The sequence below is a fragment of the Collinsella aerofaciens genome (genome assembly GCF_040926265.1).
GTDB lineage: Bacteria > Actinomycetota > Coriobacteriia > Coriobacteriales > Coriobacteriaceae > Collinsella > Collinsella aerofaciens_BB.
The window spans coordinates 1-21,672 of the sequence record NZ_JBCOIL010000011.1 but is presented as its reverse complement, the minus strand read 5'-3'; the positions used below and the strand labels follow the sequence as shown (position 1 = coordinate 21,672).

Sequence of the window (21,672 nt, the reverse complement as noted above, 5' to 3'; positions counted from 1 at the left end):
GCTCACGTGCGTATGAGCCGCAATTCCTACTATCGATACTGCTGAATTGATATCGATATGGAGGTATGCGGTATGACGGCTGCTGCGGCTATGGAGCCCACGGAGCTTGAGGAACTCATGGAGGCGCAGGCCGAGGCCGCGCACGAGCGCGAAGTTGGGGATGCGACGCGCCCCACGGCAGAGGACCTTGCCGCCTCGCCGACGCGCATTGATGTTGAGGGCCTCGACCTGTTCTATGGCGACCATCATGCGCTCAAGGACGTGAACATCAAAATCCGCGACAAGCAGATTACCTCGTTCATCGGGCCTTCGGGCTGCGGAAAGTCCACGCTGTTGCGCTGCTTTAACCGCATGAACGATGGCATCAAGGATTGCCGCATCGAGGGCAAGATTGCGCTCGACGGCCAGAATATCCTGGGCGATTACGACATCTGCCGCCTACGTCAGCGCGTGGGCATGGTCTTCCAGCGCCCCAACCCGTTTCCCATGAGCATCTACGACAACGTGGCCTATGGTCCGCGCGGCATGGGCGTGCGCGATCGCGCCGTGCTTGATGAGCTGGTCGAGGACTCCCTGCGCCGCGCCGCACTGTGGGACGAGGTCAAGGACAAGCTCAAGGAGTCGGGCCTGGGTCTTTCGGGCGGGCAGCAGCAGCGCCTATGTATCGCCCGTGCGCTTGCCGTGCAGCCCGACATCCTGCTGATGGATGAGCCCACGAGCGCCCTCGATCCCGTGTCGACGCTGGTGGTCGAGCAGCTGGCCTGCGAGCTCAAGGAGACGTGCACGTTGGTGGTCGTTACACACAACATGCAGCAGGCCGCGCGTATTTCCGATTCGGTTGCGTTCTTCTTGTTGGGCGAGCTGGTGGAGCACGCGCCCACCGCGCAGCTCTTTAAGAATCCGACCGATCCGCGCACGGCGGATTATTTGACGGGCCGTTTTGGCTGATACTATCGAGTGCAGGCGCCTTTAGGGTTAAGATGCGGTCATACCGGCCGCAAAGGGGTTCAACATGATCTACTACGTCGAGGACGACGACAACATCAGGGATTTGACGGTCTATGCTCTGTGCAAGCAGGGAATCGAGGCCGAGGGCTTTTCGTGCGATGGCGAGTTTAAAGCTGCCGTCGCGCGACGGGTGCCCGATGCCGTGCTACTCGACATCATGCTGCCCGATACCGATGGCCTGGCGATTATGCGTCGCCTGCGCGCCGATCGCCTGACGGCGACGGTGCCCATCATGATGCTTACCGCCAAGGACACCGAGCTCGACAAGGTCATGGCGCTCGACGGCGGTGCTGATGACTATCTGACCAAGCCGTTTTCGCTCATGGAGCTTGCGAGCCGCTGCCGCGCACTGCTGCGTCGCGGCGGCATGGTCAAGCAGGCGAGCGATGTGCTCAGCGTGGGCGACATCGTGCTTTCGCCCAGCCATCGCGAGGTGACCGTTGCCGGCGAGCCGCTTAAGCTCACCCTGCGCGAGTTCGACCTGCTCGAGTACCTCATGCGCAAGCCCGGCGTGGTCTTTACCCGCGAGTCGTTGCTGCAGAGCGTGTGGGGCTGGGACTTCGACGGCGGTTCGCGCACCGTTGACGTGCACGTGCAGACGCTTCGCCAAAAACTGGGCGAGCATGCCAGCGCCATCGAGACCGTACGCGGCGTGGGCTACCGCTTGGCCGAGCCTTCTGCCGGTGATGGTGCCGAAGGTGAGGGCACCGCGGCCACCGCATCAGAGGAGTAACCCGTGGTCTTCGCCCCCCAGGGAAAACATACGCTGTCGCACCGCGTTTTTGTGACAATCTTTGTTTGCGCCATGGCGGTTATCGTGGCGTTTACGGTGCTGGGCGCGTTCTTTGTGCAAAACACCTTGGCGGATGCCACGAGTGCCAACCTGGCGCAGGAAACCGAGCTCATTGCTGCCGCCCTCGACGAGCAGCAGGAGCCCATCCCGTTCTTGCGTAGCCTCGATCGCGAGGACTTGCGCATCACGCTGATTAACAAGGATGGATCGGTTGCCTACGACAACGAGGCGTCGCCTTCCACGCTGCCCAACCATGGCGATCGCCCCGAGGTCATCGAGGCCTTTGAGAGTGGTTTGGGTTCCGCGGAGCGCGCAAGCTCTACGCTCGACGAGATCATGCTGTATCGCGCCGTCGCCCTTGATAACGGCCAGGTTGTCCGCTTGGCGCAGGCCCAGCCTGGCGTTGCGGCGATTTTGCTGTCGATGGTGGCGCCGATGCTGCTTATCGCGGCAGCGGGTGCGGTACTCTCGTTTTTTATGGCGCGCCGCGAGTCCCGTGCCATCATCGCGCCTTTGCAAGAGGTGGATTTGGACCACCCACGCCGTAGCTATGAGCACGCCTATGCCGAGATGGTCCCCATGCTCGAGCGCATCGAGTCGCAGCGCCAGGAACTCAAGCGCCAAATGGCGGTGCTGGCGGACAACGACCGTATGCGCCGCGAGTTCACGGCGAATATCACCCATGAGCTCAAGACGCCGCTTACGGCGATTTCGGGCTATGCCGAGCTCATCGCAAACGGCATGGTCGAGGGCGAGGACGACCTGCGCAACTTTGGCGGTCGCATCTATCGCGAGGCGGGCCGCTTGGCAGCGCTCGTCAACGACATCCTTACGCTGTCTAACTTGGACGAGGCCGAGCGTGCAGCTGAGGGCGAGGCGGTGCCCATTGGGTCCACGGAGCCCATTGAGCTCTCGCGTGCCATCTACGCGGTTGAGCAGCGTCTTGAACAGGTCGCCCGTCAGGCGAATGTGACGATAAGTCATGAGACCAAGCCTGTGGTCATCGAGGGCGTGTCGCGCTTGATTGACGAGCTCATCTATAATCTGGCAAGCAACGCCATCCGCTACAATCGACCCGGCGGTACGGTTACGCTGCAGTGCGGCACCAACGACGAAGGCCATCCGTTCCTTGCGGTCGCCGACACGGGAATCGGTATCGCGCCTGAAGAACAGGGCAAGGTATTTGAGCGGTTCTATCGCGTGGACAAGAGTAGGTCCAAGGCGCGCGGCGGAACCGGTCTGGGGCTTGCCATTGTCAAGCATGCGGCCCTGTATCATCACGCCACGCTCGATCTGTCGAGCGAGTTGGGCGTGGGAACCACCATTACGGTGACGTTTCCCATGCAGCAGGACGAGCCATTCGCATAGCGATACAACATAGATATTGATGTAGACGCCGCATTTGACTTTCGGGTGCGGCGTTGTTGTGCAATTTTACGATTGCTTCCGACATTTTTACAGGAGAGCCTGTTTCTTATGTATAGAGTTTGGTCTCGGTAAAAAGATGCGATAACATACGGACAGTTTTGTCAATCCGAACTGGGGAAATGAAAGGCAAGCTGCATGACCCTTCTCGAACTGTTCCAGCTGCTCAAAAAGCACCTCAAGCTGGTCATCACCCTTCCGGTGGTCTGCGCGATCGCCATGGGCATCGTGTCCTTCGTTGCGATGGACAACACCTATACCGCGACGACGAGCATGTACATTCTCGCCAAGACCGACGATAGCGGCCAGATGAGCTACAACGATCTCTCGGCGAGCCAGATGCTTTCCAACGATATCGCCACGCTGCTGGATAGCGATAGCGTTAAGAGCGGCGCCGCCAAGGAACTGGGCCTCACCGATCTGGATGACTACAAGGTGTCTGTTTCCTCCGAGACCACCACGCGTGTCATTACGCTTTCGGTTACCGGCACCGATGCCAAGGAGACGGCTGAGGTCGCAAAGGCCATAGCTAGCTCGGTGAGTACGGTCGCTCAGAACGTCGGCGCTGCCCAGAGCATCAACGTTATCGACGAGGCTAAGACCCCCGAAGCCCCCAGCGGCCCCAAGCGCACGCTGTATATTGCCGTCGCGTTCCTCGCCGGTATCTTTATCGCAGTCGCCTATGTCGTTTTGGCAGACATGCTCAATACCCGCATCCGCGGTGCAGAAGAGGCAGAAGAGCTCCTGGGCATTCCCGTTGTTGGCCGAATTCCGGCTATGAAAGGTGGTAAATAGGCATGGCTAAGGCAAAGAACACCGATAAGCTCGTTGTACAGAATGCCGCCAAGACCCTTCTGGCCAACATCCGCTTTGCGAGCGTGGACGACCCCATTCGCACCATTACCGTCACGTCCTCGATTCCCAACGAGGGCAAGTCTACGGTTTCCATCAACCTTGCCCAGGCTATCGCCACGAGCGGCAAGTCCGTGCTCCTGGTCGAGGCCGATATGCGCCGCAGGTCCCTTTCCGATATGCTCGGCGTTCGTTCGCGCGGCGGACTCTATGCGGTCCTTTCCGAGCAGATCTCCATTGACCAGACAATTGTCGAGACGGGTCAGAAGAACTTTTACTTCCTCGATGCCGAGCCGCACATTCCCAATCCTGCCGACATCATCGTCTCTCACCGCTTTGCCAAGCTGGTAAAGGCACTGTCCGCCAAGTTCCAGTACGTCATCTTTGATGCTCCCCCGGTTGGCACCTTCATCGATGCTGCCGAGATCGCAAGTCTGACCGACGGTGCGCTTTTTGTCGTGCGTGAGGATTTCACCAAGCGCGAGGAGGCGCTCAACGCCATCGGTCAGCTTAAGAAGTCCGAGAAGGTCAAGCTCATTGGTACCGTTATGAACTACTGCGAGACCGAGACCAGCGAGTACTACTACTCCTACTACACCAAGGACGGTAAGAAGGTGAAGAAGGGCTCCGACGATCAGGGGACTTCCAAAAAGGGCATCTTCACCAACCGAGCAAACGTTTAGTTGATTAAGGCTGACCTATGCGTGACATTCATTGCCATATCTTGCCGGGTGTAGACGACGGCGCCGCCGATCTCGATGAGAGCTTGGCGATGCTCGAGGCTGCCAAGCGGGCCGGTGTAACCAGAATCGTTTGCACTCCTCACTGCCGTGATCCCTATTTTGATTACGACAAGATGTGGGATGCCTTTGAGCTGCTGCGTGATAACGCTGACGGTTTTCCGCTCCAGATGGGCTTCGAGGTCAACCATCGAAAGCTCGTTGAGCTTGGTATCGATGCCGCGGAGCACTTGCATTTCGATGGAACCAACGAGTTTCTGCTCGAGCTTTCGACGCATGCCGATGCGTATGCGTTTAGAGAGTACGAGAACACGATTTACGATTTGCAGTGCCGTGGCTACCAGGTGATCATCGCTCATCCTGAGCGCTATCGTGCGGTTCAAAAGGATGTAAGCGTGGCGGAGCGCCTGGTCGATATGGGCTGCAAGCTGCAGGCTTCGGCGGACTTTATTGCCGGCGGTCGCTTTGGTCGCGAGAAAAAGCCGGCACAGCGCCTGTTCGATCAGAACCTGTACAGCTTCATCGCGAGCGATGCCCATAACGTGGGTCATTACGATTGCCTGGCGAAGGCTCGCGCGAAGTTTAGCGTGCGCGGAGCTCATTTTCGCTAAAATCTGTCCCTAACGTTCGCATTGAATGAAGGGGCAGCCATGGATATTCAACTTAAGACGGGATGCTTTGATGACGCGGCGTTGGTGCGCCGCGTCGTTTTTATGGACGAGCAGGGCTACGAGAATGAGTTCGACGCTATCGACGAGGATCAGAGCTGCATTCATGTGACGCTCTATGTAGACGGCGAGCTTGCCGGTTGCTCGCGCGTGTTTCCCGAAGAGCTTGAGCGCGCGGCAGATTCAGAGGCTCCGGTTTCGCCGTCGTGCGATTTGGACGAAGGCGTCGCAGCGGGGGAGACCTATATTATGGGGCGCGTGGCTGTGCTGCCGAGCATGCGCCGTCGCGGTCTGGCGAGTGCGATCGTCGATGCCAGTGCTTTGTGTGCACGCGATGCCGGCGCAAAGCTTATTAAGCTGCATGCGCAGGAATACGTGCTGCCGCTCTATGTAAAGGCGGGCTACACGCAAATTGCCCCGGTAGATTACGAAGACGAGGGCCAACCCCATGCCTGGATGGCCAAGCGCGTAGATGGCAGATAGGGACGTTCCTTTTCTGCCGGCAGGGGGGGCACTCCTTGGCAATTGGCGCATCGGAGCGTTTGGACATACAGTTTTTCGATTCCGTATGTATATATGCGCGCTAATGGGTTATAAAATCTAAGTCTGAACATAGCAGGTCTGCGATGCGGCTCGGGCAACCGGGCCGTTTTTGCGGACGGGGGTAGCGCGAAAGGACTGCACATGCGTCAATTTAAGACCGAGAGCAAAAAACTGCTCGACCTCATGATCAACTCCATCTACACCAATAAGGAAATCTTCCTGCGCGAGCTTATCTCTAACGCGAGCGACGCCGTCGACAAGCTCAACTTTAAGAGCCTGCAGGATCCGAGCGTTAAGCTCGACCAAGGTGACCTTGCCATCCGCGTCTCTTTCGACAAGGATGCCCGCACCATCACGATCTCGGATAACGGCATTGGCATGACCGCCGAGGAGCTCGAGCGCAACCTGGGCACCATCGCCCATTCCGGCTCCGAGGAGTTTAAGACCGAGAACGCCGAGCAGCAGGGTTCGGATGTCGACATCATCGGCCAGTTTGGCGTGGGCTTCTACTCGGCCTTTATGGTCGCCAGCCATGTGAAGGTCGTGAGCCGCGCCTATGGCGAGGATGTCGCCCATGTGTGGGAGTCGGACGGTCTTGAGGGCTACACCATCGAGGATGGCGAGCGCGCCGAGCACGGTACCGATGTCATTCTGACGCTGCGTGAGAACGAGAAGCTCGACGCCGATGGCGAGGCCGAGACCTACGATCGCTTCCTGACCGAGTGGGGCCTCAAGAGCCTGATTCAGCAGTACAGCAACTATGTGCGCTACCCGATTCGGATGATGGTGTCCAAGAGCCGCCAGAAACCCAAGCCCGAGGACGCCGGCGACGATTACAAGCCCGAGTATGAGGACTACCAGGAGCTCGAGACCATCAACTCCATGACGCCGATTTGGAAAAAGCGCAGCTCCGATGTTGAGCAGAAGGACTACGACGAGTTCTACAAGTCTACGTTCCACGACTTTGATAATCCTGCGCGCACCATCAGCTTCCACGCCGAGGGCACGCTCGAGTACGACGCCCTGCTGTTTGTGCCGGGTCGCGCCCCGTTCGATCTGTACAGCAAGGACTACGAGAAGGGTCTGGCGCTCTACAGCTCCAACGTGCTGATTATGGAGAAATGCGACGACCTGCTGCCCGACTACTACAACTTTGTGCGCGGTGTCGTGGATTCCGCCGACGTGTCGCTCAACATCTCGCGTGAGACGCTGCAGCAGAACCGTCAGCTCAAGGCCATCGCCAAGCGTGTGGAAAAGAAGATCACCGCCGATCTTGAGGATATGCGTGACAACGACCGCGAGGCCTACGAGAAGTTCTTTGAGAACTTTGGCCGCGGCCTTAAGTACGGCATCTACTCGAGCTATGGCATGAAGGCCGATGAGCTCGCCGACCTGCTGCTGTTCTGGTCTGCCAAGGAGCAGAAGATGATTACCCTAGCCGAGTATGCCAAGGGCATGCCCGAGGATCAGAAGGCCATCTACTACGCCGCCGGCGACTCGCGTGAGCGCTTGGCCAAGATGCCCGTGGTAAAGGGCGTGCTCGACCGCGGCTATGACGTGCTGCTACTGACGCAGGATGTGGATGAGTTCACCTTCCAGGCCATGCGTGAGTACATTGCCGCCGATATGCCCAAGATTTACGAGGACGACGCTGCCCGCGAGGCTGCCGAGAAGGCTGTGGCCGACGGTGCCGAGCCCGAGGTCGAGGATCGTCATCTGGAGCTCAAGAACGTCGCGACCGGTGATCTTGACCTGGCGACCGAGGACGAAAAGAAGGAGGCCGAGGACGCCACCAAGGAGAACGAGGACCTCTTTAGCGCCATGAAGGAGGCGCTCGGCGACAAGGTCGAGAAGGTCGCCGTCTCTGCGCGCCTGACCGATGCTCCCGCGTGCATCACCACCGAGGGCCCGCTTTCGCTCGAGATGGAGAAGGTGCTCCAGAAGGGTCCCGAGGGAGCGCCCGATGGTATGCCCAAGAGCCAGCGCGTGCTCGAGCTCAACGCCAAGCACCCGGTCTTTGCCAAGCTTGTCGCTGCCCAGAAGGCAGGCGACGCCGACAAGATCAAGCAGTACTCCGGTCTGCTCTACGATCAGGCCCTGCTGGTCGAGGGCATTTTGCCCGAGGACCCCGTTGCCTTCGCGGCAGCTGTCTGCAACTTGATGTAGTTAGGTAGTTACGCGGTTTTACCAAACCGCGTAACGGCTCGACGCTGCCCTCAGTTCCGCCGTTCTAACGAACGGCGGACCAGTCGACGCTGCGCGGGCGCCAGAGCGACAACTTGTCATTCAAAGAGGACGGCATGACCAGAAGGTCTATGCCGTCCTCTTTTCATGCCAATTTGTTCGCTCTGGCGCCCGCTCGCTGGCATTGCTAAAACATCGATGTTACCGTGGTCCAAACTAGTCGTTGGGGGCGTTCTTGTTTGACCAGTCGTTTAAGAACGTCCCCAATGACTATTCGGATTGCTAATTTGTGCGGGTTGTGGTTTTGCGAGCTGCTGGAATTTGAGTTACTGTACATCTGTACGCTAACTCATCTTCGTAGTATATTGCTACCCGCAAAACTCAGCACCATTGTGCCGTGAGGCACTAAAGCGCCTCCGTACAATGGTTGTCGATAGTACGATTCGATTCAACGACAGGATGGATGGTCCAAGCGTGAGTCTCGGCAGCAAACTATCCAATGCAAAGGTCTCCTTTGCGATCTTTAAGCGCGACATCAAGCGATTGCTCGTGAACCCCGTCGCCCTGGTGGTTACTTTGGGCGTGTGCGTCATTCCCTCGCTGTATGCCTGGTACAACATCGTGGCTAACTGGGATCCGTACGGAAACACCCAGGGTATCAAGATTGCCATCGCCAACAACGATCGGGGCACCCAAAACGACTTGGTGGGCGAGCTCAACGCGGGCGACCAGGTCGTCGATCAGCTCAAGGAGAACGATCAGCTGGGCTGGACCTTCGTCGATTCGGCGGCCGACGCCAAGGAGGGCGTCGAGAGCGGTGAGTACTATGCGGCCATCGTAATCCCTAAAAACTTCTCGGATAACCTGGTCTCGATGCTCGACGGCAACTACCATCAGCCCAAGCTTACGTACTACGTCAATGAGAAGAAGAGTGCTATTGCGCCCAAGGTTACCGACACCGGTGCAAGCACCATCGAGGAGCAGATCAACTCGGAATTTGTCTCCACAGTGGGCGAGACCGTTGCCAGCATCGCCAAGGATGCCGGGGTCGATTTAAAGGACAAGGCAACCCAGACTCAGAATTCGTTGGCTGGTTCGGTATCAGAGGCATCCGGTACCTTGGGTGAGGTGCGCGATTCGATTGGCGACATGAATGCCGCCATCGATAAGACGAGTGGTTCCATTGCCTCGGCAGATGCGGCACTTGCCGGTCTGCAGGGTCAGGCGCCGTCGCTGACGCAGGCGATCTCCCAGGGCAATGACCTGCTGGGCGAGGCTCGCGCCACGGCGGGCAACTCTGTCGCCTCGCTCTCCAAGGCGCTCTCGGAAGGCAGCCTTGCGCTCACCAAGACGTCAGCTTCCGCAAACGCTGCGATTGGCAAGCTGACGGGCACGGTCGCATCTACGACTACCCGTATCGACAACTCGCTTGAGTCTGTCCAAGCGACGATCGACCACAATAAGGCCGTTATCGGGCACTTGGAAATTCTCGTCAATGACACGTCGACAGGTTCCAAGGAAATTGACGCGCGCATTGTATCGATCATCGATTTGCTCCGCGAGCAGAATGAAAAGCTTCAGAGCATCAAGGACGGTCTGTCTGCGCAGTCGAGCGCCATGGCGAATGACGCTGCGGCTGTCTCGGGTGCCAGCGACGCTATCAATAATGCAATTCAGACCGGTGCGACCAACCTTGGCCAGGCTCAGACGGACCTGGGTCAAAACGCGCTGCCGAAGGTCTCGAGCGCACTTGATTCGTTTGCCGCCGTCTCGGGTGATCTGACGGGAATCGTGTCTGGCCTCACGCCTACTATTGCAAGTGCGCGCGGTACACTTTCGCAACTCAACGCCACGCTCGGTCAGGCCAAGACCACGCTGTCCCAGACCGATGCCTCGCTTGCCAAGGTCCAGGACAAGCTCGCAACCGCCGCCAACGACATCGCGGCGCTACAGACCTCCGAGTCCATGGGCGAGCTGGCCGGCCTGATGGGCGTCGACGTCGATGATGTTGCAGACTTCATGGCATCTCCGGTCGAGCTGACCTCAAAGTCAATTTACCCGGTCAAGAGCTTTGGTTCGGGCATTGCCCCGTTCTATACCAATCTGGCGCTGTGGGTGGGCGGCTACGTGCTTATCGCCATCTACAAGCTCGAGGTCGATCGCGAAGGCATCGGCAGCTTTACCGCGCGTCAGGGCTACTTTGGCCGCTGGTTGCTCCTGGTGATCCTGGGCGCGTTGCAGGCCATCATCGTTACGGTAGGCGATCTGGTGATTGGCGTGCAGTGCGTCAGCCCGCTGCTGTTCGTGCTGGGCGGCATCGCCATTTCGTTCACCTACGTCAATATCATCTATGCGCTGTCCACCACGTTTAAGCATATCGGCAAGGCTATCGGCGTCATTCTGGTTATCGTGCAGATCCCGGGTTCGTCGGGCATGTACCCCATCGAGATGATGCCCGGCTTCTTCCAGTGGCTGCACCCGCTGCTGCCCTTTACCTACGGCATCAATCTGCTGCGCGAGACGGTCGGCGGCATGTATTCGTTCAACTACCTGTTTAACCTGTGCATTCTGGGCGTGTTCTTGATCGTGGCGCTCTTTATCGGCCTGCAGCTGCGTCCGCTGCTGCTCAACCTTAACCTGCTCTTTGATAAACAGCTCTCCACGACCGGTATGATGATTTGCGAGTCCAACGACCTGCCGCGCCAGCGCTACTCGCTGCGCACGGCCATGCGCGTCATGCTCGATTCCGATTCGTACCGTCGCGAACTGCTCGATCATGCGGTCGCCTTTGAACATCGCTACCCGTACTACATCAAGGGCGGTTTTGCCGCCGTGGTGGGCGTTCAGGTCCTGCTCTTTGTCCTGTCGACGGTTCTCGATATCGACAATAACGGCAAGATCATCCTGCTTGTCATTTGGATCATCTCGGTTATTGCCATCTGCGGCTGGCTTATCAATATCGAATATATCCGAGCGAGCCTCAATACCCAGATGCGCATCTCGGCGCTTTCGGATGAGGACCTGCGTCGCGAGATGCGCGAACACACGGCCGCCATTCCTGCCGCCCGCCACATGTTTGGCCTCAACGCCAGCGAGCGTGGTGCCAAGGGCGGCGATCAGTCCACGGGCCGCTTGCCGCATATCGGCTCGCACCATAAATCTCAGGGCAGCGACAGCACAGCCACAAATGATGGAGATACCACCGCGCTTGGCAAGCACTCCAAAGGAGGTGAGGCATAAATGAAGAACATCCTGCATCTGTTTAAGCGCGATGTCCAAAACGTGTCTCGCTCCGTGATCGGCTTGGTTGTCGTGATGGGCCTCATTATCGTACCGTGTCTGTACGCGTGGTTTAACATCGCCGGCAGCTGGGATCCGTACGGCAACACCGGCAATCTTAAGATCGCCGTGGTCAACACCGATGAGGGTTACGAGAGCGATTTGATCCCCGTCGAGGTTAACGTGGGCGAAAACGTGACCGCCACCCTACGCGGCAACGAGAGCTTCGATTGGGTTGTGCTCAACAATCGCGAAAAGGCTATCGAGGGCGTTAAGTCGGGCGCGTACTATGCTGCCGTCGTTATCCCCAAAACGTTTAGCGCTGACATGATGACGCTTTTCTCGACCGACGTGAAACACGCCGATATCGAGTTTTACGAGAACCAGAAGGCCAACGCCATCGCGCAGATCGTGACCGAGAAGGGTTCGAGTGCCGTTCAGAGCCAGGTTAACGAAACTTTTACCGAGACCATTACGAGCATCGGTCTTAAGACGGTGTCCAGCCTGCTCGATTACATGAGCACCGACCAGGTCAGCAACTTTATCGCCAACCTGTCCTCGACGCTTGGCGATTCGGTCCAGGACCTGCAGGACATTCAGGCCAGCGCAACGTCGCTTGCGGGCATTTTGAGCTCCACGTCCGATTCTCTGACTTCGGCGAGCGGTATGCTCAAGCAGACGGGCGCGGTCGATGAGTCGACGAAGCAGCTGATGGAGCATGCCAAGAGCGGTACGAGCGATTCCAAGGAAGCGCTGAAGGACGCCAACGACGCCATCAATGCCGCGATTGACGGAAGCGCGGGCTCGTTTGACAACGTGTCCGCCGAGCTTGCGAAGGCATTCGATGCCGCGAATCAACATGTCTACCTTACGGTGTCCCAACTCAACGATGCCGCGGCGGCGCTCAACACGCGTGCCGACGATATCGACGCCACTGCTGACCAGCTCCGCAGCTTTGCCGATCAGGTGACTGACGAAAAGCTTCAGGACAGCCTCAAGTCTGTGGCAACATCGCTGAGCAGGATCGCGGTGGAGTATCGCAATAACGCCAAGGACCTGACGGCAACCGCAAAGTCCCTTTCTGACAGCATGGCAGAAGTTAACAAGTCGCGTGCCGAGGTCGATCAGGCAATCGCGGATGCCAAGGCTGGTATCTCGGGTGCCAAGTCCGACTACGATTCCACGTTTTCGGTTAAGGCCAAGGAGCTCAAGAAGACCGTCTCGGGCGTTTTGGATTCGCTGAACAGCATCTCGGACGACCTGAATAGCGCCGTAGACGGCTTGACCGACGCATCTGGTTCGCTGGCAAAGGGCCTCTCTAAGGCCGCAAGGCTGGTCAACAAGGCTTCCGATCAGCTGGGTGAGGCATCGGACAAGATCAGCGCGTTTAAGGACGAGCTTGACGGTGCCCTTATGTCGGACGATCTGGCCACGATCAAGACAATGATCGGCAACGACCCCGAGGGTTTGGCCGCGTCGCTTTCCGGCCCCGTCGCGCTCGATCGCAAGCCGGTCTATCCGATCCGCAACTACGGTTCGGCCATGGCACCGTTCTACACGATTCTGTCGCTCTGGGTCGGCTCGATCGTGCTGGCGGCCATGATGAAGGTCTCGGTTGACGACGAACTCATCAATGAGCTGATCCCCGTGCGCTTGCACGAGATCTACCTGGGCCGTTACCTGTTCTTTGGCGGTCTGGCCCTGCTGCAGGCAACGCTCGTGTGCGCGGGCGACATCCTGTTCTTTGGCATCCAGTGCGACAACCCGCTGCAGTTTGTGCTGGCGGGCTGGGTCGCGAGTCTCGTGTTCTCCAATATCGTCTACACGCTTACGGTGTCGTTTGGCGATATCGGCAAGGCGCTCGCCGTCGTGCTGCTGGTCATGCAGGTCGGCGGTTCGGGCGGCACGTTCCCCATCGAGATGACCGGCCCCGTGTTCCAGGCGATCTATCCGTTCCTGCCGTTTACTCACGGCATCAACGCCATGCACGCCGCCATGGCCGGTGCCTATCATATGGAGTACTGGGTTGAGCTGGGTATTCTGGCGAGCTATCTGATTCCGTCGCTGGCACTGGGCGTCGTCTTCCGCCGCCCGGTCATCAAAGCCAACGACTGGATCATCGAAAAGCTGGAGTCGACAAAGCTAATTTAGTGCGGCAACGTTAACGCTGATGTAGCACTAATGCCAGCGAGCGAGCCGCATTTGCGCCAAGGTGACGTGAAATGAAAGGGCGCTGACCTTCTGGTCGCGCCCTTGAAATTGAACGTCAGATTGGCGTGAATGCGGCTCGCGCAGCGTCGGCCGGTCCGCCGTTCGGTAGAACGGCGGAACAAAACGCTTTAGTGGGCTGGATTGCGATGCAACGCTGGTTGTTGCTACAGTAGCGGGGCGTGCCGGGGGTCCGGTGCGCCCCGTTTTTATTTGACCATGAGGCGGCACGCAGCCATACGCGTGCGGACACCACGCCCAGATTGAGTGTGAGGATGTTCCATGGCCCAATACGCTGCCAACGAAATCGAGAATATGCCCGATAGCCCTGTAGCCCGCGAAGACCTAGGTGCCGGCGGTGCCTCTCGCGGTGCCGGTGCGCGCTCGCCGCTGTTCTGGAAGGTCTTGCTGCTTTCGGTGGCGGTCATCTGGGGCTATTCCTTCACCACCATGAAGGATGCGCTCGATACCATTCCGGTGTTCGAGCTGCTCTACATTCGTTTTCTTCCGGCGTCGTTGGTCATGCTTGCCATCTTCCACGAGCGCATTGTTGCCCATTTCAACGCTCGAAACCTGATTGTTGGACTTGGCATGGGCGCGCTCATGTGGGGTGCCTACGGTTTGCAGACGATCGGCCTGGCACAGACCACGGCGGGCAAGAGTGCATTTTTGACGGGCACGTACTGCATCTTGGTTCCGTTTGCGAGCTACGTTCTAAGCGGCGAAAAGCTTACCCGTTACAACTTGGGCGCCGCGTTGCTGTGCCTGGCGGGCATTGGTCTGGTGGCGCTCGATAGCGTCGAGTTCAATGTCGGCGATGTCATCACACTGGGCGGTGCGGTCTTCTTTGCCATCCAGATGGCGGTGACCGCCAAGTATGGCCGCAAGATGGACATCAACGTCATCACGTTTTGGATGTTTGTGGGCAACGGCGTGCTGAGCCTGATCTCGTCGTTGCTATTCGAGACCCAAGCGCCGCTGTCCGTTTGGACGCCGAGCTTTATCAGTGTGATGGCGTTTCTCTCGGTGGGCTGCACATGTGTGGCTCTGCTCATCCAAAATGTCGGCCTGGCGCATGTCCCGGCCTCGACGGGCTCGCTGCTCCTTTCGATGGAGTCGCCTTCGGGTGTGCTGTTCTCGGTGCTGCTGATGGGGGAGGCGCTCACCTCGCGCCTGCTCGCCGGCTTCGCGCTCATCTTTCTTTCGATTATCTTGAGCGAGACGCATTTCGATTTTTTGCGTCGAAAGCCGCGCCCGCAATTGTAAACAATTTGTTGCGCCGCCTCCCGGGGCGGCATTTTTTATGCGTCGCCCTTAAAGTAGTACCTTGCACTTTACGCTATCAAAGTGCTTGCTGCAAAAACGTTACTGGAGGGCATCTATGGCACCAGCACTGTCCGATCTTCAACCGCAATCAGCGCCCAAGGCCACCGCGGCGGCGCAAGCCGCCATTGGCGACAGTCTGGTCAAAGAGGCTCAAACTTTTGCCGATGAGCTTGCCGCATGGCGTCGCGATCTGCATCGGACGCCCGAACTTGGTAACGACCTCCCGCAGACCTCTGCGTATATCCAAGCGCGCCTGGCCGAGATGGACATCCCGTTTGCCACGCTCGTCGATGGTTCCTGTGTTGTGGGCCTTGTCGGTGCCGGTGCCACCGCGGCCCAGGGCAATGGCGTCTGCACGGACGAACAGGCCGGAACGGTCATTATGCTGCGTGGCGACATGGATGCCCTGCCCGTTGCCGAAGAGTCGGGCGAGCCTTTCGCCTCTACGAACGGCTGCATGCATGCTTGCGGTCACGATATGCACGCGACGGCGCTGCTTGGTGCGGCGCGCTTGCTCAAGGCCCGCGAGGCCGAGCTTGTCGACGCCAACGCTACCGTCAAACTGCTGTTCCAGCCGGGCGAGGAGACCTTTGAGGGGGCACGCGCTGCCATCGCCGACGGCTTGCTCGAGAACCCGCGTCCTCAGGCGGCTTTTGCCATGCATGTTAACAGCCAATCGCCGCTCGGCCTGGTGCTCTATGGGAGCCCGGCGCTTTCGGGCGTGTACGGTTTCCGCATCACGCTGCAGGGCAAGGGCGGACATGGCTCGAGCCCCGAGATCTGCATCGACCCCATCACGGCCGGCGTCCATGTGCACCTGGCGCTTCAGGAGCTCATTGCTCGCGAAGTGCCGGCGGCCAAGGAGGTCGCACTGACCGTGGGTAAGTTTGCCGGTGGCCAAGCGGCCAACGTCATTCCCGACACCTGCGTGCTCGAGGGAACGCTGCGCGGCTTTGATGTTGAGCTCATGGCTCACCTAAAGACCCGCATCGCGGAGGTCGTTAACGGCGTTGCCACGACCTATCGTACGCCGGCGACCATCGAGACACTTTCGGATGTTCCGCCGCTTGTACTCGACAGCGATATGACTCAGGCGTCGCTTGGCTACGTGGGCGCAGTGCTGCCCAAGTCGGCTTTCTTGCCGCTTTTCCATGCCATGGCGAGTGAGGACTTCGCGCTTATCTCGAGCGAGATTCCGAGTGCGTACTTTACCGTGGGCGCGGCCGTAACCGACACGGACGAACACTTTGCCCAGCACCATCCCAAGGCACGTTTTAACGATGCCGAGCTGCCGCTCGGTGCTGCGGCTTATACCGCCGTCGCTTTGGGCTATATCGCCGACCACCGGTAGCACCCAACCTTGCCTTTCAAGCCTGCGGGCATGGCCGTAAGGCCTATGCCCTTGTCTTTCAAGGCAATCTTGGGCACTACCGGCGCCCGGCGCAGGCTATTCGTTTTTTAAAAGGAGCAGTATGCCCCAGCAGCGTAAGTTCTTCCCCGGCTGGCTCGTGGTGGCCTCCGGCTTCGTGATCATGGCCACGTGTTACACGATTTTCGTCAACTGCATGAGCCTGTTCCAGCCGCTGATCGTCAGCAACCTGGGTATTTCCCTTGCGCAGTACAACGTCTCCAATGCCATCTCCACCGTGGTGAGTGTCGTGGGTTCGCTCGTTATCGGTCATGTTGCCGATAAGGTGAGTGGCCGCGTATTGGGCTCGCTTACCGTTATCGCCACCTCGACGGTGCTCGCGGGCATGAGCTTTGTGGGTGAGCTTTGGCAGGTCTATGTGCTCTTTGCCGTCTCGGGCTCCTTTGCGAGCACCTGGATCGTGTGCCTGGCGTGCTCCGTGGTCATGCTCGTGTTCCTGCTGGCATCCGAGCCCATCGCCGCCAAGCTGCGCGCGAGCGTGGCGGGGGAGTAGGTAGGCCAAAGCGCATCGCCGCTTGTCCGCTTCGTCCGCGGCGGCGCGTCTGGCCGAACGAGTCCCCATACCCTCGTTCGGTCAGGCGCGCCGCCGCGTTGCTGCTTTGTGCCGTATAATGTCCACTACCTATGACGCGATACAAAAGAAAGGTGTTTGCCCATGCAGGCACAGAAGGCGGAGGGAACCCGCGACCTTATCGGCGCCGAGATGCGCGCCTGGCAAAAGATGCAGCAGATTGCGGCCGGCGTGTTCGAGCCGTTTGGTTTTAAACCCATCGAGACGCCCGCGATCGAGCAGGTTGACGTGTTTGTCCACGGTATCGGCCAGTCGACCGACGTCGTGCGCAAGGAAATGTTCCGCGTGTTCAGCGGTGCCAACCTGGAGCGCGTCTTTACCGAGGGCACCGACACCAAACTCAAGCCCAAGCAGCGCCTGGCACTTCGCCCCGAGGGCACGGCCGGCGTGGTGCGCGCCGTCGTCGAGAACAATCTGGTGCCCCAGGGCTCCACGCCGTTTAAGGCTTACTACGCCGAGGCCATGTTCCGCGGCGAGCGTCCCCAGAAGGGCCGCCTGCGCCAGTTCCACCAGGTGGGCATCGAGTGGCTCGGCGCTCCCGATCCGGCGGCAGACGCCGAGTGCATCATCATGCTCATGGAGTTCTACAAGCGCCTGGGCTTCGATCTTTCCAAGCTTCGTCTGCTCATCAACTCGATGGGTGACGCCCAGTGCCGTCCGGCTTACCGCGAGCAGGTCAAGCAGTTCATCCTCGATCACGCAGACGAGATGTGTGACGAGTGCCGCGAGCGCGCCGAGCTCAACCCGCTGCGTGCCTTCGACTGCAAGAACGACCACTGCCGCGAGATCATGGCCGAGGCTCCGCTGATGGGTGACAACCTGTGCGATGAGTGCCGCGAGCACTACGAGCAGGTCAAGCGCTATCTGGATGCCGCCGGTATCGAGTATGTCGAGGATCCCACCTTGGTGCGCGGCCTGGACTACTACACCCGTACTGTCTTTGAGGTCGAGGCCCCTGGCGCCGGCGTCGGCTCCATCGGCGGCGGCGGCCGCTACGATGGCCTGGTCGAGCTCGAGGGTGGCAAGCCCACGGCGGGCGTCGGCTTTGCTGTCGGTTTTGAGCGCGCCCTGCTGGCCCTGCAGGCCTTTGGCAGCGATTTGGGTGCCGATGAGGCCCCGTGCGTCTATGTCGCCAACGCCGGCAAGGAGCTGCGTCAGAACGTCTTTGCCATTACGCAGGAGCTTCGCGCCGCAGGTATCGTGACCGAGGCCGACTATCAGGGTCGTTCGCTCAAGGCCCAGTTTAAGCAAGCCGATAAGGTAGGCGCCAAGCTCATCTTGGTCCTGGGTGGCGACGAGCTTGCCGCCGGCAAGGTCAAAGTGCGCGACATGCAGAGCCATGACGAGGTGCTCGCCGATCTGGACAACGTCGTCGAGGCGGTTCGCGAGCGCCTGTAGCGCATCTTTTTGAGCTTCGGGCCTGCTAACGTGCCCTGCTCATGGAGAGCGATTGTTACGGGGGTGTTTCGCTTTTATGCGGAATGCCCCCGTTTACGTATGCCGCCCACCGAGAAATACGACCATTTAGGGCAAAAACCTTTGCAATGCAGAAAATACTTTTGTGTGGTAAAGCGCAATCAGTGTCGAAAGTATTTCTCAAGCGCCTATAATGAATACCGCATGTTACGTGCATAGAAGGAGGAATGGGAGGAAACGTGGCTGAGAACCTAAGCAACCAGTCTGTACCCGAAGCCGCGGCGCGCGTCGCTGCCGTGGTCAACCGCCTCGTTAACCGAATCGGCTCGAATGCCGAGTCCAGGGAGCGTCTCGCCGAGATCGAGATCCCCGAGGAGCTGCGCGACAATCTGGCGCTGTTCTTGCGCCTGGAGCGCCGTGTGCTTAGCGAGTATGATCCCGAGATCGCGGACCTGTTCGACAAGATTTTGACAGCCGAGATTGTGGTCAATGCCGGCAACCCCGGTACCTGCGCTGCCGACGAAGCCGTCGACGAGCAGGGCGTGCCCACCGCCGACGAGCCCACTGCCGTGGCATTTCGTGAGGTCGTCGATTTGATCGACAGCCTGCCGCTCGATAAGCAGCAGGTCATCGTTCGCGCCTTTACGAGCTTTTTCCATCTGGCAAACCTGTCGGAGGAGAACTACCGTGTGGCGCAGCTGCGCGAGCGCGAGGCCGGTGCGTCGACCGACACCGAGGTCGATCCTGCCAACGAGCTTACCGTTGCCTATCACCAGCTGGTGAATGAGCTGGGTGTCGAGGGTGCCAACGAGCTGCTCGACAAGCTCGAGTTCCACCCTGTCTTTACCGCACATCCCACCGAGGCCCGTCGTAAGGCCGTCGAGGGCAAGATCCGCCGTATCTCCAACCTGCTGGAGGAGCGTCCGCGTCTGGGCGGCTCCGACCTGGTGGAGAACGAGCGCCATATGCTGCAGGAGATCGACGCCCTGGTGCGTACGAGTCCCATCGCGCTCAAGAAGCCCACGCCGGTCGAGGAAGCCGATACCATCATCGACATCTTCGATAACACGCTGTTCGACGTTATCCCCGTTATCTATCGTCGTTTTGACGATTGGGTGCTGGGCGACAAGGCCGGTACTGTGCCGCCGCTGTGCCCGGCGTTCTTCCATCCCGGCAGCTGGATCGGTTCCGACCGCGACGGTAACCCCAACGTCACCGCCAAGGTGAGCCGTGAGGTCGCCGCCAAGTACTTTACGCACATGGTGCTCAAGCTCGAGGACAAGTGCCGCCACATCGGCCGCAACCTCACGCTCGAGGCTACCTACAGCAAGCCGTCTGCCGAGCTCATCAACCTGTGGAACCATCAGGTCGAGATGAGCCCTCGTTACACGGCCCGCGCCGAGCTGATCTCCGAGCACGAGCCGCATCGCGCCGTCATGCTCGTCATGGCCGACCGCCTGAACGCCACCGTCCGTCGTATCACCGACACCATGTACCACAGCGCCGATGAGTTCCTGGAGGACCTGCGCGTCGTCCAGCGCTCGCTGGCCGCCTGCGGTGCCGTCCGTGCTGCCTACGGCCCGGTCCAGACCATCATCTGGCAGGTCGAGTCCTTCGGCTTCCATATGGTCGAGATGGAGTTCCGTCAGCACTCCGTGGTGCATGCCCGCGCCCTTAAGGATATCCACGAGAACGGTATCCATGGCGACCTGCAGCCCATGACGCGCGAGGTCATCGATACCTTCCGCGCTATCGGCTCCATCCAAAAGCGCTACGGCAAGAAGATGGCGCACCGCTACATCATCTCGTTTACCAAGAGCGCTCAGCATGTGGCCGACGTCTTTGAGCTGGCGCACCTGTCCTTTGCACACGAGGAGGATGTCCCCGAGCTCGACGTGATCCCGTTGTTCGAGCAGCTCGAGGACCTCGAGGGCTGCGTCGACGTGCTCGATCAGATGCTTACGCTGCCCGTGGTGCAAAAGCGCCTTGCCCAGACCAACCGCCGCATGGAGGTCATGCTGGGCTATTCCGACTCTTCCAAGGATGCCGGTCCTACCACGGCCATGCTCGCGCTGCACTCCGCGCAGGAGCGCATCGCCAAGTGGGCAGAGAAGAACGATATCGACCTGGTGCTCATGCACGGTCGCGGCGGTGCCGTGGGCCGTGGCGGCGGCCCGGCCAACAAGGCCGTGCTGGCGCAGCCCAAGGGTTCGGTCAACTGCTTCTTTAAGCTTACCGAGCAGGGCGAGGTCATCTTTGCCCGTTACGGTAACCGCACGCTGGCTCAGCGCCATGTTGAGTCCGTTGCTGCCGCAACGCTTTTGCAGTCGGCCCCGAGTGTCGAGAAGACCAACACCGAGACCACGCAGAAGTTCTGGGATATGGCCGAGAAGCTCAACGCCGCAAGCCACGAGCGCTATCTGGACCTGCTGAACACCGAGGACTTTACACCGTGGTTCTCGACCGTGACGCCGCTGACCGAGGTCGGCTTGCTGCCGATTGGCTCGCGTCCCGCCAAGCGCGGCTTGGGCGCCAAGTCCCTCGACGACCTGCGTACCATTCCGTGGATCTTCAGCTGGAGCCAGGCGCGCATCAATCTGGCCGCTTGGTACGGCCTGGGTACCGCCTGCGAGCAGTTTGGCGATCTGGACCAGCTTAAGGCTGCCTACCAGGAGTGGCCGTTCTTCCGCACCTTTATCGACAACATCGAGATGTCGATCGCCAAGACCGACCAGCGCATTGCCAAGATGTATCTGCACCTGGGCGACCGCGAGGATCTGTCCGAGAAGGTCTTTACCGAGATGCAGCTCACCCGTAAGTGGGTCCTTGCCATCGTCGGTGATGAGTGGCCGCTGCAGCGTCGTCGCGTGCTCGGCTGCGCCGTTCGCGTGCGTAACCCCTACGTCGACGCTCTGTCCATCGCCCAGGTCCGCGCCCTTCGCGAGGTGCGCATGAATCAGGACGAGATGGCCGAGGAGAAGAAGGCCGAGTACATGAGCCTGATTCTTTCGACTGTGACCGGCGTCTCGGCAGGATTGCAGAACACGGGGTAATCGATAGCCCTGTAGTCGTCCGGGCCCGCCATTAGTTTACTTTTAGGCACGTCCTCGGACATGCAAGAAGCCCTCGCTGCGCACTTCGTGCGGCGAGGGCTTCTTGCGTCCTGACGCTCCTATTTGGCAAGGTGTTTTTTAGAATCCATTTTGCGCTCGGCCTCGAAGGCCTGCCTG

Annotated in this window: 15 protein-coding genes; all 15 read left to right on the top strand. The window is 59.4% G+C overall.

Annotation, left to right across the window (positions count from 1 at the left end; all coding sequences use genetic code 11):
- Positions 1 to 72: 72 nt before the first annotated feature.
- Positions 73 to 948: a phosphate ABC transporter ATP-binding protein PstB gene (gene pstB, locus AB5767_RS04650; RefSeq protein ID WP_022094055.1), complete on the top strand. Its 876-nt coding sequence runs from the start codon at positions 73 to 75 to the stop codon at positions 946 to 948.
- Between the two features lie 64 nt (positions 949 to 1,012).
- On the top strand, positions 1,013 to 1,741 hold the full coding sequence (locus AB5767_RS04645; RefSeq protein ID WP_368131646.1) for a response regulator transcription factor: 729 nt from the start codon (positions 1,013 to 1,015) through the stop codon (positions 1,739 to 1,741).
- Between the two features lie 3 nt (positions 1,742 to 1,744).
- Positions 1,745 to 3,169: a sensor histidine kinase gene (locus AB5767_RS04640; RefSeq protein ID WP_368131644.1), complete on the top strand. Its 1,425-nt coding sequence runs from the start codon at positions 1,745 to 1,747 to the stop codon at positions 3,167 to 3,169.
- A gap of 195 nt (positions 3,170 to 3,364) precedes the next feature.
- A complete protein-coding gene (locus AB5767_RS04635) occupies positions 3,365 to 4,021 on the top strand; it encodes a YveK family protein (RefSeq protein WP_055250503.1) in 657 nt (218 codons plus the stop codon).
- A 2-nt stretch (positions 4,022 to 4,023) separates the two neighbouring features.
- A complete protein-coding gene (locus tag AB5767_RS04630) occupies positions 4,024 to 4,761 on the top strand; it encodes a CpsD/CapB family tyrosine-protein kinase (protein ID WP_368131643.1) in 738 nt (245 codons plus the stop codon).
- Positions 4,762 to 4,778: 17 nt separating this feature from the next.
- A complete protein-coding gene (locus AB5767_RS04625; RefSeq protein WP_022094060.1) occupies positions 4,779 to 5,429 on the top strand; it encodes a tyrosine-protein phosphatase in 651 nt (216 codons plus the stop codon).
- Positions 5,430 to 5,468: 39 nt separating this feature from the next.
- Positions 5,469 to 5,969, top strand: a complete 501-nt coding sequence (locus tag AB5767_RS04620) for a GNAT family N-acetyltransferase (protein WP_368131641.1) — start codon at positions 5,469 to 5,471, stop codon at positions 5,967 to 5,969.
- A gap of 201 nt (positions 5,970 to 6,170) precedes the next feature.
- On the top strand, positions 6,171 to 8,195 hold the full coding sequence (gene htpG / locus AB5767_RS04615; RefSeq protein ID WP_346964897.1) for a molecular chaperone HtpG: 2,025 nt from the start codon (positions 6,171 to 6,173) through the stop codon (positions 8,193 to 8,195).
- Positions 8,196 to 8,687: 492 nt separating this feature from the next.
- Complete coding sequence (locus AB5767_RS04610; RefSeq protein WP_368131640.1) at positions 8,688 to 11,453, top strand: YhgE/Pip domain-containing protein; 2,766 nt, start codon at positions 8,688 to 8,690, stop codon at positions 11,451 to 11,453.
- The gene (locus tag AB5767_RS04605; protein ID WP_368131638.1) at positions 11,454 to 13,643 is read left to right on the top strand and encodes a YhgE/Pip domain-containing protein; all 2,190 of its coding nucleotides are present in this window, start codon (positions 11,454 to 11,456) and stop codon (positions 13,641 to 13,643) included. It begins immediately after the preceding gene.
- A gap of 339 nt (positions 13,644 to 13,982) precedes the next feature.
- Complete coding sequence (locus AB5767_RS04600; RefSeq protein WP_271759243.1) at positions 13,983 to 14,966, top strand: DMT family transporter; 984 nt, start codon at positions 13,983 to 13,985, stop codon at positions 14,964 to 14,966.
- Positions 14,967 to 15,081: 115 nt separating this feature from the next.
- On the top strand, positions 15,082 to 16,377 hold the full coding sequence (locus AB5767_RS04595) for a M20 family metallopeptidase (protein WP_368131637.1): 1,296 nt from the start codon (positions 15,082 to 15,084) through the stop codon (positions 16,375 to 16,377).
- 121 nt (positions 16,378 to 16,498) lie between these two features.
- A complete protein-coding gene (locus AB5767_RS04590; protein ID WP_368131635.1) occupies positions 16,499 to 16,948 on the top strand; it encodes an MFS transporter in 450 nt (149 codons plus the stop codon).
- Positions 16,949 to 17,110: 162 nt separating this feature from the next.
- Positions 17,111 to 18,424: a histidine--tRNA ligase gene (gene hisS / locus AB5767_RS04585; protein ID WP_117640032.1), complete on the top strand. Its 1,314-nt coding sequence runs from the start codon at positions 17,111 to 17,113 to the stop codon at positions 18,422 to 18,424.
- Positions 18,425 to 18,681: 257 nt separating this feature from the next.
- Positions 18,682 to 21,495: a phosphoenolpyruvate carboxylase gene (locus AB5767_RS04580; protein ID WP_438265978.1), complete on the top strand. Its 2,814-nt coding sequence runs from the start codon at positions 18,682 to 18,684 to the stop codon at positions 21,493 to 21,495.
- The last annotated feature ends 177 nt before the right edge of the window (positions 21,496 to 21,672 follow it).

Excerpts from the sequence above, each read along its gene's own strand:
- AB5767_RS04595 (WP_368131637.1), top strand. The coding sequence starts at position 15,082 with ATGGCACCAGCACTGTCCGATCTTCAACCGCAATCAGCGCCCAAGGCC.
- AB5767_RS04590 (WP_368131635.1), top strand. The coding sequence starts at position 16,499 with ATGCCCCAGCAGCGTAAGTTCTTCCCCGGCTGGCTCGTGGTGGCCTCC.
- htpG (WP_346964897.1), top strand. The coding sequence starts at position 6,171 with ATGCGTCAATTTAAGACCGAGAGCAAAAAACTGCTCGACCTCATGATC.
- AB5767_RS04645 (WP_368131646.1), top strand. The coding sequence starts at position 1,013 with ATGATCTACTACGTCGAGGACGACGACAACATCAGGGATTTGACGGTC.
- AB5767_RS04625 (WP_022094060.1), top strand. The coding sequence starts at position 4,779 with ATGCGTGACATTCATTGCCATATCTTGCCGGGTGTAGACGACGGCGCC.
- AB5767_RS04630 (WP_368131643.1), top strand. The coding sequence starts at position 4,024 with ATGGCTAAGGCAAAGAACACCGATAAGCTCGTTGTACAGAATGCCGCC.
- pstB (WP_022094055.1), top strand. The coding sequence starts at position 73 with ATGACGGCTGCTGCGGCTATGGAGCCCACGGAGCTTGAGGAACTCATG.
- AB5767_RS04605 (WP_368131638.1), top strand. The coding sequence starts at position 11,454 with ATGAAGAACATCCTGCATCTGTTTAAGCGCGATGTCCAAAACGTGTCT.
- AB5767_RS04600 (WP_271759243.1), top strand. The coding sequence starts at position 13,983 with ATGGCCCAATACGCTGCCAACGAAATCGAGAATATGCCCGATAGCCCT.
- hisS (WP_117640032.1), top strand. The coding sequence starts at position 17,111 with ATGCAGGCACAGAAGGCGGAGGGAACCCGCGACCTTATCGGCGCCGAG.
- AB5767_RS04635 (WP_055250503.1), top strand. The coding sequence starts at position 3,365 with ATGACCCTTCTCGAACTGTTCCAGCTGCTCAAAAAGCACCTCAAGCTG.
- AB5767_RS04620 (WP_368131641.1), top strand. The coding sequence starts at position 5,469 with ATGGATATTCAACTTAAGACGGGATGCTTTGATGACGCGGCGTTGGTG.